Source organism: Paenibacillus riograndensis SBR5 (genome assembly GCF_000981585.1).
In the GTDB taxonomy this organism is placed as follows: domain Bacteria; phylum Bacillota; class Bacilli; order Paenibacillales; family Paenibacillaceae; genus Paenibacillus_AQ; species Paenibacillus_AQ riograndensis.
This window is the reverse complement of the sequence record NZ_LN831776.1, coordinates 1,404,204-1,422,098: the sequence shown is the minus strand read 5'-3', so window position 1 is coordinate 1,422,098 and position 17,895 is coordinate 1,404,204. Positions and strand designations below refer to the sequence as shown.

General features: G+C 53.7%; 15 protein-coding genes. 5 read left to right on the top strand and 10 right to left on the bottom strand.

Features of this window, described 5'->3' with window-relative positions:
* Positions 1–163: 163 nt before the first annotated feature.
* Together PRIO_RS06120 and PRIO_RS35940 are read right to left on the bottom strand one after the other, a co-directional pair.
* Positions 164–349, bottom strand: a complete 186-nt coding sequence (locus tag PRIO_RS06120) for an H-type small acid-soluble spore protein (RefSeq protein WP_020429434.1) — start codon at positions 347–349, stop codon at positions 164–166.
* A gap of 47 nt (positions 350–396) precedes the next feature.
* Complete coding sequence (locus PRIO_RS35940; protein WP_020429436.1) at positions 397–570, bottom strand: hypothetical protein; 174 nt, start codon at positions 568–570, stop codon at positions 397–399.
* A 161-nt stretch (positions 571–731) separates the two neighbouring features.
* Here PRIO_RS35940 and ku point away from each other — a divergent pair, with 161 nt between their 5' ends.
* On the top strand, positions 732–1,694 hold the full coding sequence (gene ku, locus PRIO_RS06115) for a non-homologous end joining protein Ku (protein WP_020429437.1): 963 nt from the start codon (positions 732–734) through the stop codon (positions 1,692–1,694).
* A gap of 3 nt (positions 1,695–1,697) precedes the next feature.
* Positions 1,698–2,660 (top strand): ATP-dependent DNA ligase, encoded by a 963-nt coding sequence (locus PRIO_RS06110; protein ID WP_020429439.1) that lies wholly within the window; start codon positions 1,698–1,700, stop codon positions 2,658–2,660.
* A gap of 44 nt (positions 2,661–2,704) precedes the next feature.
* Here the strand turns inward: PRIO_RS06110 and PRIO_RS06105 are convergent, their stop codons facing one another.
* From PRIO_RS06105 to PRIO_RS06095, 3 genes are all read right to left on the bottom strand, one after another.
* On the bottom strand, positions 2,705–3,511 hold the full coding sequence (locus PRIO_RS06105; RefSeq protein WP_020429440.1) for a hypothetical protein: 807 nt from the start codon (positions 3,509–3,511) through the stop codon (positions 2,705–2,707).
* Positions 3,512–3,656: 145 nt separating this feature from the next.
* Positions 3,657–4,886: a hypothetical protein gene (locus tag PRIO_RS06100; RefSeq protein ID WP_020429441.1), complete on the bottom strand. Its 1,230-nt coding sequence runs from the start codon at positions 4,884–4,886 to the stop codon at positions 3,657–3,659.
* Positions 4,847–5,428 carry an RNA polymerase sigma factor gene (locus PRIO_RS06095; RefSeq protein ID WP_051010658.1) on the bottom strand — a complete coding sequence of 194 codons (582 nt, stop codon included), beginning with the start codon at positions 5,426–5,428 and terminating at the stop codon, positions 4,847–4,849. Before PRIO_RS06095 ends, PRIO_RS06100 begins: the two co-directional genes overlap by 40 nt.
* A 182-nt stretch (positions 5,429–5,610) precedes the next feature.
* Between PRIO_RS06095 and ligD the strand changes: the two genes are divergently transcribed.
* Positions 5,611–6,495: a non-homologous end-joining DNA ligase gene (gene ligD / locus PRIO_RS06090; protein ID WP_020429444.1), complete on the top strand. Its 885-nt coding sequence runs from the start codon at positions 5,611–5,613 to the stop codon at positions 6,493–6,495.
* 184 nt (positions 6,496–6,679) lie between these two features.
* On the opposite strand, the gene PRIO_RS06085 is transcribed toward ligD, so the two are convergent.
* Positions 6,680–7,588, bottom strand: a complete 909-nt coding sequence (locus tag PRIO_RS06085) for a YitT family protein (protein WP_020429445.1) — start codon at positions 7,586–7,588, stop codon at positions 6,680–6,682.
* Between the two features lie 122 nt (positions 7,589–7,710).
* Entirely contained in the window at positions 7,711–9,177 is a 1,467-nt protein-coding gene (gene cls / locus PRIO_RS06080) for a cardiolipin synthase (protein WP_407944483.1), read from the bottom strand.
* Between the two features lie 231 nt (positions 9,178–9,408).
* Here cls and PRIO_RS06075 point away from each other — a divergent pair, with 231 nt between their 5' ends.
* Positions 9,409–10,605: a M23 family metallopeptidase gene (locus PRIO_RS06075; RefSeq protein ID WP_020429447.1), complete on the top strand. Its 1,197-nt coding sequence runs from the start codon at positions 9,409–9,411 to the stop codon at positions 10,603–10,605.
* 60 nt (positions 10,606–10,665) lie between these two features.
* Positions 10,666–11,082, top strand: a complete 417-nt coding sequence (locus PRIO_RS06070) for a bactofilin family protein (protein WP_231869824.1) — start codon at positions 10,666–10,668, stop codon at positions 11,080–11,082.
* Positions 11,083–11,153: 71 nt separating this feature from the next.
* Here PRIO_RS06070 and PRIO_RS06065 read toward each other — a convergent pair whose 3' ends face one another.
* The 3 genes from PRIO_RS06065 to gltB form a co-directional block, all read right to left on the bottom strand.
* Complete coding sequence (locus PRIO_RS06065; protein ID WP_046501448.1) at positions 11,154–11,939, bottom strand: ABC transporter permease; 786 nt, start codon at positions 11,937–11,939, stop codon at positions 11,154–11,156.
* Positions 11,932–12,858: an ABC transporter ATP-binding protein gene (locus PRIO_RS06060; protein ID WP_020429451.1), complete on the bottom strand. Its 927-nt coding sequence runs from the start codon at positions 12,856–12,858 to the stop codon at positions 11,932–11,934. The genes PRIO_RS06065 and PRIO_RS06060 overlap by 8 nt, the downstream gene beginning before the upstream one ends.
* 383 nt (positions 12,859–13,241) lie before the next feature.
* Positions 13,242–17,837, bottom strand: coding sequence for a glutamate synthase large subunit (gltB, locus tag PRIO_RS06055; protein WP_039789154.1), 4,596 nt, complete (start codon positions 17,835–17,837; stop codon positions 13,242–13,244).
* Between the last annotated feature and the right edge of the window lie 58 nt (positions 17,838–17,895).

Genomic DNA, 17,895 nt, shown 5'->3' with positions numbered 1-17,895 from the left:
GACAACAGACTTCTAGTTCAATCTATAAACACTCACCCGATAGCAATGGTCTCTGGCAGCCGCTTACCAATTTCTTTCTCCAGTGCCAGTTGGAAAAAGCAAAAAACCGATTGAACGGGTTATCCCCCTCAATCGGCTTTTAGGGTCTGAATGGGTTCCGGTCTCAGCTCTCCTGTTCTTCCAGACGCTCCACACCCACCGTATGTGTATTCGTCGGACGTGAACCTACCTGCACTGTAGCCATTCCATTTTCCGCATCTACATGCTCTATCCAGACAGGTTCTCCGTCCAGATGTACAGAAATCATATCCTTGGAGGCATAAATCGCTTTTGCCCGTTGTACATCCATGATTTGGTCTCCTTTCTTCATACAAAGCTCACTCTGAAGCAGCAGCCTTACTCTTCGATAGCAGGCGGTTCGCCAATCGTCGCTTCGGCGTCCAGCCGCCCGGAATCCTCGGTCAGCGCTTCTTCTTCCCCGGGCTCTACAATGCTTGCCCAATCCACAACCTCAGCCGGAATATCCTGTTCCGATAAGGCGTCGCTCCAGTCATACCATCCCTTTTCCAATATCGCTCCTCCGCTTCGTTTCAGTGCTGCCGGGAATTCGCAGTTTCCTCTTAACGCCCGGGCTTATTTTTTCCCAACCTGCGCAAAAAATGCATCAGGGTAGAAACAGCCCCGTCATCCCATACTAAGCGGAAAGAACTTTGGATCAGGAGGCGATCATCATGCATACCGTTTGGAAAGGGGCCATCAGCTTCGGGCTGGTCCATGTTCCGGTCAAAATGTTCTCCGCTACCGAGGACAAAGACATCTCGCTGCGTTACATCCACAAAGAATGCGGCAGCCCGCTGTCGTATGTGCGGAAATGCCCTGTCTGCGACAAGGAAGTGGCGTGGGAGGAAATCGGCAAGGGCTACGAATATGATAAGGGGAAGTTTGTCCTGTTTGAGAAAGAAGAACTGGAACAGCTGACGGAGCAGAGCACCAAGAACATTGCGATTCTGGATTTCGTGGACCTGACGGAGATCGATCCGATTTATTTCCAAAAAACGTATTACCTTTCCCCCGATCAGGCCGGGGCCAATGCTTACCGCCTGTTGATGGAAGCAATGCGCCAGACCGGCAAGATCGGCATCGCCAAAATCTCCATCCGTTCCAAAAGCAGTCTCGCCGCCATTCGCGTGCTGGCTGACTGCCTCGCCATTGAAACCATCTTTTACCCGGATGAGGTGCGGCCTGTGTCCCAGGTTCCAGGCCTGCCCGAGCCCGGCATCGTTAACGACAAGGAGCTGGATATGGCTAAGCTGCTGATCTCCCAGTTGTCCACCCCGTTTGAGCCGGGCAAATACACCGATGACTACCGCCAGCGCATGCTTGATCTGATCACTCACAAAATTGCCGGTGAGGAATTCCATATCGCTCCTGCCCGCCAGGAGAGCAATGTAATTGACTTGATGGCTGCGCTTCAAGCCAGTATTGAAGCCGTCCAGCATATCCCTGCTGATCCCGGCCCATCTGCGGCTTCCGCCAAAACCAAAGGCGCGGCGTCCAGGAAAAAAACAGCCGCAGCCAAACCGGCCAAAACTGCTGACGGCCCAGCAGTCGTTAGCGAGGCTACCGGACCGATTCCGGTCATTGCGCCCAAGCCGAAACGGCGGACAGCCAAGAGTAAAGAGCCGGGGGCTTAATTTATGAAGCTGCAGCCCGTTGTTCCCTTCGAGCCTGTGCTGGCATCGCAGCTGCCGGAGGGCGGTCAGTGGATTGCCCAGATTAAATGGGATGGCGTGCGCATGCTCTCTTACTGTGACGGGAGCGAAGCGGAGCTGATTAACCGCCGCGGCAACCGGCGCACCCTGCAGTATCCCGAAATCGCCGACCCCAGAGCCTACTGCCGGGCCGGCTCGGTCATTTTGGACGGAGAAGTGATTGCGCTCAGCGGCGGCAAACCCTCCTTCCATGAGGTGATGCGCCGGGACAGCTTGAAGAATGCTGCGGCGATCAAAGCCGTGAGTCCGCAGGTTCCCGTGCTGTATATGGTATTTGACATTCTATACTGTAATGGCACATGGCTTCTGGATCAGCCGCTGTCCAGACGGCAGCAGATGTTAGGCGAAATGCTGCTCCCGCATCCGCATGTGCAGGCGGTGCCCAGCTATGCCGACCCGGCGGAGTTGTATGCCGCTGCGGTGCGCCAGGGGCTTGAGGGCATTGTCTGCAAGGACAGCGGCAGTACCTATGCGCTTGGAGGCAAGGACAAGCGCTGGCTAAAGCGGAAGATCATCTTCGACGTAACGGCTGTGGCAGGCGGCGTCACCTTCCGGGACGGAACAGTCAATGCCGTGCTGCTCGGCCTCTACGATAACGAGGGCAAGCTGCATTATATCGGCCATGCCGGGGCTGGCCGGATGACCGTGCAGGACTGGCGTGACCTGACCGAGCAGGCGCACACTCTGGCTTCGGAGACTATGCCGTTTGCCGAACTGCCGGAGCGGAGCAAGGGCGCATTCTGGATCAAGCCACAGCTTGTCTTCAAGGTTCATTATCTGGAATGGAATGCTTCAGGCACGCTGCGCCATCCGAGTATCCAAGCGAGAGTCGAACTGGCTCCGCAGCATTGCCTGCTGAGCCAGCGGGATGCCTCCGTCGTCAACTAAAAGCGTTCTCCCGATTGGTGGAAGAACGCTTTTGTCTGTTTATTTTACGGGGCAATGAGAGTGGCGGCAATGGCTTCGAGATCTTCTTTGGCAAGGCTGCTGTTTTTGTTCACCGTAATTTTGTAGTCCTTGCTTCCATCCCCGCTGCTCCAGGTCAACTCCGCCTTAAAATCGCCATGATGAGGACCAAATTTCGTATAGACAGCCTCGCGCCCGTTGATGATTAAATCCTCAGGCTCATCGCCTGGCAGTATAGCATAGGTTGCCCCTTCCGGAAGGACGGCCGCAGGGCCGTAGTGAAAACGGATTCTTTCCGCGCCCTTTGTATAGGTCAACATTGCCGAACCACTCGTCCACTTGTACTTCTTAAAGATCACTTTTTTACCGGAAGCTACTGCCTCCGCTTTAAGCTGATTTTTGAGCTTCTTATAATCAGGACCAAGGAAGAACGGGATATAAGGCTCAAGTAAGGCCTCCTGGAACACAAAGCCTTCCGGTAAATCCCCCGGTTCCTCCAGTGTTTTTCCTGTCAAAGCCAGCTGCTTTTGGGCAGCCTCGCTGATATCCGCGAACCTGTACGGCATGTAGCTGAAATCAAGCGTATCGTCCGGATTGGACTTGGCGTGATTAATGTACCCCACCCGTATTTCTCCGGTTTGGAGTTTGACCGCATATTCCTTGTCAAGCAGCTGCTGAATGGATGGATCGGTTTTGACAATCTGCACTACAGGTGCCGTGCTCTTGCTCCTCTTCTGCGAGGATGACGAAGCAGCCCCTGCTGCACCGTCGGCGGCTCCCATCAACAGCACAACGCTCATTGCTGCAATGGCTGTTTTAACATTCATTTTCATCGCTTATTCTCTCCTTCGCAACGGTTCCGGCAACCTCATGCTGTATTGTGTAGCTACATATCTGTAACGCCCTTCATGACAAAAAAGGGACACCCCATCAAATAATTGTTCCGGATCTAACGTTGTAAGGATTCTGACCAAACCTCTATTGGATAAAACCGGAGGCCAGCGCCTGCCATTCACTTTTGTCCAGCGGATTTCCGGCATCGGTCCAGATGTACGTTGCATTGGCAGCTTCGTTATAATAGATCAGTCTGTTGGCTGTATACCAGATTTCCCGGTCTCCTCCGGATGACAGACCTGATATGAAGAGTGCCTCTTTCCCCTCCATCAGCCATTTTTCAGCAGACTGTCCGGATAAAATATTTATTGTGTTGGTACTTCCCTGGAGAAGCGGAGTTATCCTCAGTTGAAGGGACCGCTTGACTCCATCTATGAGTAAGTCCATGGTGACGGCAAGATTATTGGCCTGGCCCCCCTCCAGCTTGCGGACAAATACCTTTTTTCCGCTGCTGTCTGCTTCAGCTTCTGCCTTCAGCGCTTGCAAAAGAGTCTGATATTCCTTAGTTGCGGGATTTATGGAAGACTCATCGATAATCTGTGCCTTGGCAAAACCAAAGTCGCCAGGCAGGCTGGAAGGCAGCGGCGCTCCGGCAAGGGCAATCCCGCTCCATGCCTTGCTGAAATCGTCATAGCCGCTATACGTCAGAGGACGGAACACAGTGAACAGTCTTGTACTCTCTCCAAGCCCATTGGCCAGCTTCTCAAATTCGGCATCCTTGATGTAAAATACCGCCTTCTCGCCAGGGCCAAGTTCACTCTCCGCCTGCTGTTTATAGGCATCCAACAGATCGTTGTATTTGACCGCAGCGGATGAAGGGCTGGGCACAGGAAGGGTTCCCTGTACACTCCGGGCCGTTTGAAGAATCTGTTTACCAGTGCTGTTATTCAACGTTAGAGGCGCACCTTCCTTAGATTCAATAATTTCCACGGCAACGCGGGGCGTTTCCGGCAGGATATAATCGGCGGCCAGCTGGTATATACCGAATCCTGCTGCTAAAAGGATGAGTGCCGCAGTAATTCCCGAAGCTGCAATTTTAGTCCTTGAACGCGGCTTCTTCCTCCGTTGGTGCCTGGACCGGGTTTGCTGCATCACAGCTACTCCTTGCCCGGCCTCCTGGTCCGGTCCCGACTCCACCCGCGGACTGACGGAGTTTCCGTGAATTGCGGTGTCTGAACCTTCTGACAGATTCCTGGCATGGATTTCACGTATCCGCAACATCACCCGGTCTTTCACATCAAAATCATCATAACCCTCATTTCCGCTCATCTTCTTCACATTTTCTTCTTCAATAGAGATCCCTTGCCGTTCCATTCGCTCCCTCCTTTATGAGCTGACATCATTTTGGCCAATTTCATGAGGGTCCGCCTGTATTTTTTCTTGACCGCTTCCATATTCTTATCCAAAATCCCCGCAATTTCCGGGAAGCTCTGCTCTTCAAAAATCCGCAAAACCAGCAGATTTCTCTCTTCAGTACTCAGCCTGGACAGCGCCTTAGCAAGCGGTTCGCTAAATATATTCCGGTCCATCTGCTGCTCGGGGCTTTCCGGCGGCGGTGCAGGCTGAAACAGTTGCAGCACCCGCTGCTGCCTTTTACGCCTGCGGATAAGGTCCAGGCAGTGATGATAAGCAATCTTGTACAGCCAGGAGGAAAAGCTGGCAACAGAGCGATACGCTGCTATATTCAGATAGGCTTTGACCAGGATATCCTGCACGGCATCCTCTGCCTCGGACCTGCTTCCCAGCAGGCGGCTGCAATACCGGTGAATCGGCTTCTGATACGCCTCGACAATTTGGGCGTAAGGCTCCACTTCTCCGGCCTGCACGCGGGCAACGGCCTGTTCAATCCAGTCCAAAATCAAAAAACACTCCCTTCTACGCACATCTCCTACTCTTATAAGCATCGGGAATGGCGAATCGGGACAAAGTACCCTAATTTTTTTCTGCTTCCTGGCAGCCTATGCGCGGATGGAATATCTCCGGTATGCAGATAATACCTTCAACTGCAGCTATCCAGAACAGAAAGGTGGTTCCCCTGATGCCGGCAGCCGTCAAAGGCTCCATCACCGTCGATGGGCAAGAGATTATCATCACCAATCCCGACAAGCCGTTATGGCCTGAAGTGGGCATTACCAAACGGATTTACCTGCAAAAGCTGGCCGCCCTCTCCCCTTATCTGCTGCGCTATTCCCGTGACCGGCTGCTGACTGTAATCCGCTATCCGCACGGCGTTCCCGGCATGTCCTTTTATCAGAAAAATGCGCCGGAGCCTTTGCCGGATTTTGTGCGGACAGCAACTCACGACAACATTACCTATATTGTCCTGCAAGGACTGCCCGAGCTGCTCTGGCTGGGGAACTTAGCCGCGCTGGAGTTTCATCCCTCACTGCATTATGTCGGCAGCACTTTGCCCTGCGAATGGATGATTGACCTGGACCCGTCCCTTGAGGTCGAGCCGCGGATTATGGAAGCGGCGGCTGTTGTAGGGGAGGTACTGCAATCATTGGGGATTGCCTCAGTCCCCAAAACCTCCGGTGCAACCGGAGTGCAGATTATCGTTCCGATCCGGCCCGGAGTCACTTTCGATGGCCTGCGCCGGATCGGGCATTTTGTCGGCAGGTATGTAACTGAGAAACGTCCCGATCTGTTCACGCTGGAGCGGTTGAAGAAGAACCGGGGCGACAAAATTTATTTTGATTACCTTCAGCATTACGGGGGCAAAACGCTCGCCGCTCCGTACACGCCCCGTGCCCGGCCGCTGGCTACCGTCTCCACTCCTCTTTTGTGGGAAGAGGTTCAGCACAATGTTTCGCCTGCCGATTTCCATCTGCTCAACATTGAGGAACGCCTGAGCATCATGGGCGATCTGATCGCCAAGGTGCCGCCGCAGCCGGTGGAGGCTCTGATCCCCAAACTTCCTTGACCCGGAACAAGCAATAAGCCCGCAGATGCCTATCCAGGCTGCGGGCTTATCAGGCGTCCATGGTATGGACAGAAGGTATTATATATGAGAATACGGCGACGCTTGATAAAGACGCCGAAATGGTTACTCTGATGTTCGTAAATATACCTTCCTTCGGTCAGTGCTCCCCTTGTTACGGGTGCTGCTAATGGATTGCTTTTTTCTTGAAACGGCCGCCCTTCACATCGTGGATATTGCCGATGGCAATAAATGCGTCGGAATCCCAATCCTCAACGATGGATTTAAGCTTCGCTTCTTCCAAACGGGTAATGACTACAAATATAACCTTCTTGTTATCGCCGGAGAAACCGCCTTCCCCATCCAGATAAGTAACACCGCGTCCGAGACGCTCCGTCAGCGCTTCCCCGATATCACGGAATTTATCGCTGATAATCCATACCGATTTCGATTGATCCAGACCCTCAAGCGTAACATCAATCACCTTAAAAGCAATATAGTACGCAATCAATGAGAACATCGCATTATTCCAGCCGAACACAAAGCCTGCGCCGGAAAGAATAAAAAGGTTGAAGAACATGACTACTTCACCTACGGAGAAGGGGAGCTTCTTCGAAACTAGAATCGCGACAATTTCTGTTCCATCCAGCGATCCTCCGTACCTCACCACAAGACCCACACCCACACCCAGAATAACGCCTCCAAACACTGCAGCCAGCAGCGGTTCGCCGGTCAGCGGGGCAACAGGATGCAGCAGCTGAGTGCCAATGGACATCAGGACTACAGCAAACAGAGTGGATAAGGCAAAGGTTTTACCAATCTGCTTATAGCCGATGATAAGGAACGGCAAGTTAAGCAGCGTCAATATAATCCCCAGGGGAATATGAAAAATATGGGATATCATAATGGAAATACCGGTAATTCCGCCGTCAATCAGTTGATTGGGAACAAGGAAGATTTCCAGCGCTACAGACATCATCGCGGCTCCAAGCACCATCATTACGATCCGTTGGATCAGCCTGGCCCGCTTAAAGGCTTCTGATTTCTGAGGCTTTTTCTGCTCCTCATTCGAGAATATTTTCTGGCTTACAGTCATAGAACTCCCCCTATAAAAAGTATAATTAAAGCCTTATACCTTTATTATATCATAAAAAGGGGACATTTACGGATGGAACATGTTAGAACCTTCGAAAACACAGGTTTATCTCACTTAATCTGTCATAAAAGCGGCGATAACAGCTGACAAAGACTTTCTATGAGCTTGACATGATTTCCTCTTCTTCGGAAGATTACCGGCTCAATAAATTCGCTGTGCTGCAAATCCTGTTCAACACTGGCTGCCAGCCCGGCAATCACCTCCGGTCTAAGCAGGACTGCTGTCAGCTCAAAATTGGAGTAAAAGCTGCGCATATCCAGATTGGCACTGCCCACCGTCCCCAGCAGATCATCGATAATCATCACCTTGGCATGCATAAACCCTTTCTGATAGCGGTAAAATTTCACTCCGGCGTCCTGCAGATTTTCCAGGTATGATAGAGAAGCATAATACACCAGCCTGTTGTCCGGTATAGCCGGAATGATAATCCGCACATCCACACCGCTCAGCACTGCGTTTTTTAACGCCCGGCAGATCGTAGGATCGGGAATAAAATAAGGTGAGGTAATCCATATCCGCTGCTTGGCCGCCACAATTGACGCAAAATACATCTCCTGCGAGGCATCCAGCGCCCCGTCCGGTCCACTGGCAACCATCAGAACAGCCTCTTGATCAGTGCATTTATGCGCCGGAAAAAACCGGGGATGGTTCATCCCCTCACCCGTTGCCAGACGCCAGTCCTTCAGAAAAATATACTGCAGACTGTAGACCGCATCCCCCTCCAGACGCAGATGGGTATCCCGCCAATATCCCAGCTTCGGATCTTTTCCCAGATAATCATCCCCTATATTTAAGCCTCCGGTGAACCCTACACGCCCGTCGACCACAATGATTTTCCGGTGATTGCGGAAGTTGAACCGGCGGTCCAGCAGGGAGATGAGCGGGGGCAGGAAGAAATGAACCTCCACTCCGGCATTTCTCAGCGTGCGAATAAATCTCCGGCCCAGCTTATGACTGCCGAGACCATCACAGAGCAGACGTACCCTCACCCCCTGGCGCGATTTGCGGATCATAACGTCCTGAAACCGTTCTCCGATCTCATCATCGCGGAAAATATAGAATTCCATATGGATGTTATCCCGCGCCGCTTCCATGGCATCCAGCATTGCCTCAAAGGCTTCCCGCCCGTCGAACAGCACTTGGCACTTATTCCGGCCGGTGACCGGAAGCTCGGACAGCCTGGAGAGCAGGTGCAGCAGTTCTTTGTGATCTGCAAAATGCGGATTTCCGCTATCTGCCGCATCTGCTACAAGCTTTATTTTACCGGACAGATGGGCGCGGATTTCCCGAAACAACGAAATGCATCTTTTGTGCAGCTTGCGGCTCTGCCAGTAATCCCGGCCAAAAAAATAATAGAACAGCAGACCGGCCGGCGGACAGCAGAAGGCAATAAACAACCAGGCCAAAGCTCTTTGCGGGCGGCGGAATTCAAGCAGAAGGATGACAGCAAGCTGTAGAATAAAAAGACATAGAATGAACGCAAATATTTTCAATCCTTCACCCTCCAGGTATTTTTTATAGTAGGCCACCGCCCGTTACATTCCGGCTTCCCCTCTGGAAAATCCATGCTCCCGCCTGTGAATTCAGGCCGATTCTAGTACAGCTTTTGCCTGAAATCTCCTTCTTTATTCAAGCAAACCGTTGTCATGTTCCCTACAAAGATGGAATACATAGAGTAGTAGGACGATTCGGATAAGCCAGCGTCACAAAAGGCCTTAGTGAACACAAGGCGGCTGCACGAGCCGCAGGAAGGAGAAGCTATGAAGAAACAGCCCGATCATAACCGGATCACGCTGCTCGTTGTCCGCGAAGCCGGGCGTCCGGTAAGACAGCTTCAGCTATCCAAACCGCTCGCTCTGGTGCTGCCGGCCGCAGCGGCCCTTTCTCTCTCCAGTCTGGTCACCTCCATGCATTTTCATGCCTCCCGCTCCATATCCGAGCTGGAAGCGGAAGCTGCGGCACTGTCCCTGACCAATTTGCGGATGGAAATGAAGGTTGCCGATAAGGATAAAGCCCTGCTGCAGCTCCGCAGTCAGGTAACCGAGCTATCGGAGGAAGCAGACCAGATCAAAGAGAAGCTGAAAAGTGTCAGCGAATTGGAGCAGCAGCTCCAGTCGCTTATTGACAAAGACAGCAGTGCAGCCTCCGGCAGCAAGAAAGAAACCTCTGCCTCCAAGACCTCCGCCTCCGCAGGCAACCTGCCTGAAGCCTCTGCGGCTGCAGCGGCACCATCCAGTCTGACAGGCTTACCCGGCAGTCCGCTTATTGCCGTCTCTCCCGCCTCTGCCGCTCCCGTGCTGTCCGCCGTGCAGTTCCGGCTGGAAGCGATGCCGGCTGCGCTTGACGGCGCGGTCACTCCGCAGGTCGGCGGAGAATATATCGCGGTCTACCAGAATGATCCCCTGGCGCTGGTACGGGAGACGAAGGATGACTATGAGGAAATCCGCAGCATGCTGGATGAAATGATGAGCAGTATCACTTCAACCATTACAGAAGCTAAAAAGGCAAATACCGCCAAAGCCGACCTGCAGGCCAAACAGGCACGCGCCGAAAAAGCCCGGCTGGCACCGGCCGTCCTCTGGCCTACACAATCCAAGGTTATTACCTCCAGCTTCGGCTACCGTTCTGACCCTTTTAAGGGAGTAGCAGCCTATCATTCCGGAATTGATATTGCCGGCAGCATCGGTGATCCTATTTATGCAGCAATGGATGGTGTTGTCACTGCCGCCGAGCAAATGGGCGCACGCGGCAAATATATTATTCTCCAGCATGACAACGGACTGGAGACCTGGTACATGCATTTGAACACAATGCTTGTTGCCCCGGGCACCAAGGTCAGCAAGGGCCAGAAGATCGCCCTGCTCGGCAACACCGGACGCAGCACAGGACCGCATCTTCATTTTCAGGTAGTCAAACAAAACAAGCCGGTCAATCCCTTGGGTTATGTACAGCCATAAGCCGGGAACTGGAATAAATTGAAGGAGGATGAGAGCATGTGGGGGAAAAATAAACTGCAAATGCCAGTAAAGTCCACCGACTCCTTAATCGGGCACGGCGGAACTTTGGAGGGGAAGTTGAACTGCGACACCAATTTACGGATCGAGGGCAACTTCAGCGGAGAAATCAACTGCCAGGGAACGGTTACCGTCGGTGAGCAGGGAACCGTCCGCTCCAGTATCAGGGCACAGGATATCATCATTGCAGGCAAGGTCTACGGGGATGTGATTGCGGACCAGCGGCTGATGATGACAGACACCGGACAGCTGCATGGCAATATTCTGGCCGGCAGCTTAAGCATCATGGAGGGCAGTGTGCTCAACGGCTCCGTTGCCATGGCCGAAGAGCCCGCCACAGAAAAAGCAGGCGGACTTCAGAAAAAAGAACATGCGGACAAAGCCGGCAAACGCAGCTCCAAACAAGCAGAAACGGCTTAGCCGCAGGAGCATGTCCATTGTTATATTGGCACAAAACGCCTTGAAGCAGGCTGATGCGGAATCAGCCCGGGCTACGCGGCAACGTCTCTTTTACGGAATACAATCCATGACACCAGCATGAATATCAGATAATAGACAGCGAGCACCACGAGAGCGAATCCCAGCGTGGACCCGCCTGGACCCTTGTCTGTCAGCAAATAGCCATGCAGATCCATGTGGGTGAAGATCAGGTATTTGGCCCACTCGTAACGCTCAGGGCTGAAGATTGCCGCGATAATATCCTTGGCGAACATAATGAACAGCGACAATCCGATAGCCAGCCCGCTTGCACGGAACACACTGGAAACCATGAAGGCCAGCGCAGCGGTGACAAACAGCTCGGCATAGCTGCACAGGATGCCCAGGAATGTATACTCTGCCGGACTCCAATCCGAGACGGAAGCTCCTCCAAGTCCGGACGAAGACGAGAATATCATCGCCGACACATATCCGAAAACGATCAGCACAGCAGTGCTCAGCAGGCTGAACAGGATCAGGGAAATATATTTGGACAGCAGTATTTTGGAACGGCTCCAAGGGCGGATCAGCAGCAGCTTAATCGTTCCCCAGGAAAATTCGCCCGCCACGGAGTCGGAAGCGATCACCACAGTAAAGATCGTATTCAGGAAGAAAGAAACACTCACGGTCGTCTGGAAGCTGTTCCACAGTTCTGTTGTGGAGGGATCGCTGCTGGTATAGTAGAACAATGCCGGAAACAGCGCGCTCATCACCGCCAGAATAATCAGCATAATCCATGTGCGTATACGACTGTAGATTTTGACGTTCTCATTATGTATGAGAGCCGCGAAATTACCCAATGCCTTCACCTCCGGTGATTTCCAGGAATTGATCCTCCAGTGAACGGGACAGCACCCGAATACCGTAGACCTTAATTCCGCCCGTTACCAGCTTCGCATTCAGCTCTGCGATGACTTCGCGGTCCGCTGCGACGGCAACGCCCCCATCCTTCAGCACCCCGGTCCCCAGCAGGGCCAGCGCCGCTTCAGGATCACTAACCTCAAACAGCGTCTCGCCGTCAGGCAGTATTTCAGCCCCTACTGCTTTGAGCTGCTTCACGTCAATCAGTTTGCCGTTCTGGATGATCGCCACCGAGTCACACATCAGCTCCATCTCGGACAACAGATGGCTGGAGACGAACACCGTAGTTCCCTCTTCCTGGCACAATCGGCGCAAATAATCACGCAGCTCGCGAATCCCCTGCGGATCAAGGCCGTTCGTCGGCTCATCCAGAATCAGGAGCTTCGGACGGTGCAGCAGCGCCTGGGCTACCCCCAGCCGCTGGCGCATTCCCAGCGAATAGGTTTTCACCTTGTCATGAATCCGCTGTCCCAGCCCGACCAGCTCTACAACCTCATGAATCCGCTTCTTATTCACACCGGGAACCATACGCGCGTATTGGCGCAGATTCTGGTATCCGGTCAGGAACTTGTACATCTCCGGATTCTCTACGATCGCTCCTATATTCGCCACAGCTTCTTCAAAATGATCTTTAATGCTGCGGCCGCAAATCAGGATATCCCCGCGGCTGATCGAGATCAGTCCGACCATCATGCGAATGGTGGTTGTTTTGCCGGCACCATTCGGCCCGAGGAATCCAAAGATTTGTCCGGGCGGGATATCAAGCGTCAAGTCGCTGACCAGCGTCTTGCTGCCGATTTTTTTGGTTACACCCATAAGACTGGCGACGGGCTTCACCACTTCTGCCGTGTTCGGCATGGTCTCACTTCCTTTCTTGTAAAAGTGCCTGAAAAATCTAAGGCTCCTATTCGGTGGCTAGCCGTAACTGCGGGGAATGTTTGGACTTCCGGCCGCTGTTGTCTCCAGATGTTTTTGATTATATCGCTGTTAGCGGATAACATCCGGAGACAAAGGCGGTCGCTATCGCTCCTTCAGTTCCAAACTTCCCCTCCATTACTTACACCTTTTAAAGTACCAAAAATTTTCAGTCCACTTTTTTTATTCTACCACAACTTCCCTTTTTCCTGAAAACCGGAAAAAAGTGCAGCAATAGTAAAAGGGACAACGTCCCTCCGGTTAAGGAGGGGATGTTGTCCCTTTAGATCAGCCAGCCAAGATAGCTGTTTGCATTATAAGGGCGGTTAGCCGCCAACACGGGCAAGCTCGCGCATATTCGCTTCGAACGCAGCCATCAGGGCGGCTTCGCCGGTCAAGCCGGTCTGTTCCACCTTGCGGATCTGCTCCATCATCCGTTTGTAATCCTTCGGAATAACACGGACAAATTTCGGCAGGGCCTCATCCCATGCATCGAGGATGCGTTGTCCGGCATTGCTGCCGGTAAGCGCGGTATGCCGCGTAATCAGACCCTGAAGCTCGGCAATTTCCTCCGGCTCCTCTACGCGCTCCAGAAGCACCATTTCCAGGTTGCAGCGCTTGATGAACGTATTGTCCAGATCGTATACGTAAGCGATACCGCCCGACATGCCTGCCGCAAAGTTGCGTCCGGTCGCGCCAAGCACAACCACACGGCCGCCGGTCATGTATTCACAGCCATGGTCGCCTACACCTTCAACCACCACGTTTGCTCCGGAGTTGCGGACAGCGAACCGTTCTCCGGCAATGCCGCTGATATAAGCCTCACCACTGGTAGCCCCGTACAGCGCCGTGTTCCCGATGATGATATTGTCCTCAGCAGCAAAAGTCGCCTGGGCGGATGGCTTAATGATCAGCTTCCCGCCGGAAAGCCCTTTGCCGACATAGTCATTGGAGTCGCCTTCAACGGTGATGGTGATTCCCTTCGGCACAAATGCGCCCAGACTCTGTCCCGCCGAACCGGTGAAGTGAAGACGGATTGTATCATCCGGGAGGCCAGCAGCACCGTATTTGCGTGTCAGCTCACTGCCCAGGATCGTACCAACCGCGCGGTTGACGTTCGTGATCGGCAGGGAAGCTTCAACCCCAGTGCCGGATTCCAGAGCCGGTGCGGCCAGGTCCAGCAGCTTCGACACATCCAGTGTTTCTTCGAGGCCGTGATTCTGGCGCTTACTGTTGAAGCGCGTGCTTCCTTCCGGCATAGCCGGGGTGTGCAGCAGGCTGCTCAGGTCGACGCCTTTCTTCTTCCAATGGCTGGAGGCTTTCACGGCATCCAGGCAATCGGTGCGGCCAACCATTTCTTCGATGGTGCGGAAACCAAGCTCCGCCATAATCTCACGGAGATCCTGTGCCACAAAGGTCATGAAGTTCACGACATGCTGCGGATCACCGGTGAAGTTCTTGCGAAGCTCCGGATTCTGTGTGGCTACGCCAACCGGACAGGTGTCCATTTGACATACCCGCATCATGATACAGCCCACCGCTACAAGCGGCGCAGTGGCAAATCCGTATTCTTCAGCACCCAGCAGCACAGCAACAGCGAGGTCGCGTCCGCTGAGCATCTTGCCGTCTGTTTCGAGTACAACACGGTCGCGCAGATTGTTCAGCATCAATGTCTGATGGGTTTCGGCCAGCCCCAGCTCCCAAGGCAGACCGGCATGGCGGATGGAGTTCATCGGCGATGCGCCGGTACCGCCATCGTAGCCGCTGATCAGGATGATATCGGCACGGCCTTTGGCTACCCCGGCGGCAATCGTTCCGACACCGACCTCAGACACGAGCTTAACATTAATGTTCGCACGGGGATTGGCATTCTTCAGATCGTAGATCAGCTCAGCCAGATCCTCAATGGAGTAGATATCGTGATGCGGCGGCGGGGAGATCAGACCTACACCCGCTGTGGAGCCGCGCACTTCGGCTACCCAAGGATATACCTTGCGGCCCGGAAGCTGTCCGCCTTCACCCGGCTTCGCGCCCTGCGCCATCTTGATCTGAATCTCGTCGGCGTTCACCAGATAATTCGAGGTCACCCCGAACCGTCCCGATGCCACCTGCTTGATCGCACTGCGGCGGGAATCGCCATTGCTGTCCGGAGTAAAGCGGGCCGGATCTTCTCCGCCTTCACCGGTATTGCTCTTGCCCCCGATGCGGTTCATAGCAATCGCCAGCGTCTCATGCGCTTCCTTGCTGATCGAGCCGAAGGACATAGCGCCGGTTTTGAACCGTTTCATGATCGATTCTGCAGATTCAACCTCATCCAGCGGAACCGGTGCATTTACAGGCTTGAACTGGAGCATGGAACGCAGGGTCTGATGCTTTTCGCTTTCGCCCTGCACCAGTGCAGCATACTTCTTGTACAGCCCGTAATCGCCGCTCCGCACGGAGTGCTGCAGCAGATGAATGGTCTGCGGGTTGAACAGATGCTCTTCCCCGTCGCTCCGCCACTGGTATTCACCGCCGGAATCGAGCACCTTGTCATTGCCGTCCTTGTCTGTGAAGGCCCGGTAATGGTGCGCAAGCGACTCCGCTGCCACTTCTTCCAGGCCGATGCCGCCAATGCGGGAAGGCGTCCAGGTGAAGTAACGGTCCACGAATTCCGCATTCAGGCCTACAGCTTCAAAAATCTGTGCACCGCGGTAGGATTGAATCGTCGAGATGCCCATTTTGGACAGTATTTTTACTACACTCTTTGTCGCAGCTTTTATATAATTCTTCACAGCCTTCTCATGCGAGATTCCGCGCAGCAGGCCTTGGCCAATCATGTCGTCGAGACTCTCGAAAGCGAGATACGGGTTAACCGCGCTTACCCCATAGCCAAGCAGCAGCGCATAATGATGTACTTCACGCGGTTCACCGGACTCCAGCAGGATGCTGACCTTGGTGCGCGTTCCCGAGCGGATCAGGTGGTGATGCAGGCTCGAAACGGCCAGCAGTGCGGGAATAGCAGCATTCTCACGGTCTACGCCGCGGTCGGACAGAATCAGAATGTTATGTCCTTTGGCCATGACGCGGTCAGCAGCTTCATTCATCCGCTCCAGAGCGATGCGCAGCCCTTCCGCTCCAAGCTCAGCCGGGAACAGAATCGGAATTGACATCGACTTGAACCCTGCACGGCGGACATGGCGGATTTTCGCGAAGTCCTCATTGGACAGGATTGGTGAATCCAGTGAAATCTGCCGGCAGCTTTCCGGTTCCGGCTTGAGCAGGTTGCGCTCAGGTCCGATGGTTGTAGCCGTGGAAGTAACCAGTTCTTCACGAATCGCATCGATCGGCGGATTGGTTACCTGGGCGAACATTTGTTTAAAATAGTTATAAAGACGCTGTGGCCGGTCCGACAGAACGGCCAACGGGGCATCATAGCCCATCGAGCCGACAGCCTCAGCACCGGTGGAGGCCATAGGCTCCAGAACCTTGCGCAGATCCTCAAAGGTATATCCGAAGGACTGCTGCAGCTGCTGCACATTGTCATGCTTCGGATTCGGCAGCTCCGGCGCATCAGGAAGCTCGTCGAGGCCGATCAGGTGCTCATCCAGCCACTGGCGGTATGGCTGCTCGGAAGCGATAGCGGCTTTGACCTCTTCGTCGGAAATGATCCGGCCTTCCTTCGTGTCCACCAGCAGCATGCGTCCTGGTCTCAAACGGTCTTTGTATAGTACGTCCTCAGCAGGGATATCAAGCACGCCTGCTTCCGAGGATAGAATAATCAGATCATCTTTGGTTACATAATAACGCGCCGGGCGCAGGCCGTTGCGGTCAAGGATCGCACCGATCTGAACGCCATCGGTGAAGCCCATTGCGGCCGGTCCATCCCACGGCTCCATCAGCGTGCTGTGGTATTCATAGAATGCCTTCTTCTTCTCGTCCATGCTGTCATGGTTGCTCCATGGCTCAGGGACCATCATCATGGCCACATGCGGCAGGGAGCGTCCGCTGAGGTACAGGAACTCGAATGTATTGTCGAACATGGCCGTATCGGAGCCGTCAGGATTCACTACCGGCTTGATCTTGCCCAGGTCTTCCCCGAACACTTCACTCTTGAACAGCGACTGGCGCGCATGCATCCAGTTCACGTTGCCGCGCAGAGTATTAATTTCGCCGTTGTGAATCATGAAACGGTAAGGATGCGCGCGTTCCCAGCTCGGGAACGTGTTGGTGCTGAACCGGGAGTGAACGAGCGCAATCGCCGATTCCAGCTTCTCATCCTGCAGATCCAGATAGAACTGTCCTACCTGTGCAGTAGTCAGCATGCCTTTGTATACGATCTTTCGACAGGACATGCTAGGCACATAGAAGGATTCACTCTCTTCTGCCCCGCCGTAGCGGATGGAGAGCTCGGCGCGTTTGCGGATGACATACAGCTTCCGTTCAAACGCCAGATCATCCTTAATGCCTTCGGAGCGTCCGATAAATACCTGGCGCACATAAGGCTTGGCCGCCTTGGCCGTCTTGCCCAGCATCTCGTCAAAGGTAGGTACATCGCGGTAGCCGAGCACCTGCTGGCCTTCCTCAGCAATAATCCCGCTGAGAAGCGCTTCATGGCGGGCCCGGATCTCCTCGTTGTGAGACAAAAAGATCATCCCCACGCCATAATACCCCGGCTCAGGCAGTTCAAAGCCAAGCTTGCTGGCTTCTCCGGCAAAGAAGCGGTGCGGAATCTGCAGCATAATGCCGGCTCCGTCACCTGAGTTTGGTTCTGCTCCCTGGCCTCCCCGATGCTCCATGTTGAAGAGCATAGTCAAAGCGTTACTTACAATATCATGGGACGGCTTGCCTTTGATATGGGCGACAAACCCCATCCCGCAGGCATCCTTTTCGAATTGGGGATCGTACAGGCCCTGTTTGGCGGGCAGTTCAGTGTGTCTCATTGTACGCAACCTTTCTATTATAAAGTAGACGGATTTCAGGAAAAATTTTCAGAGGGAA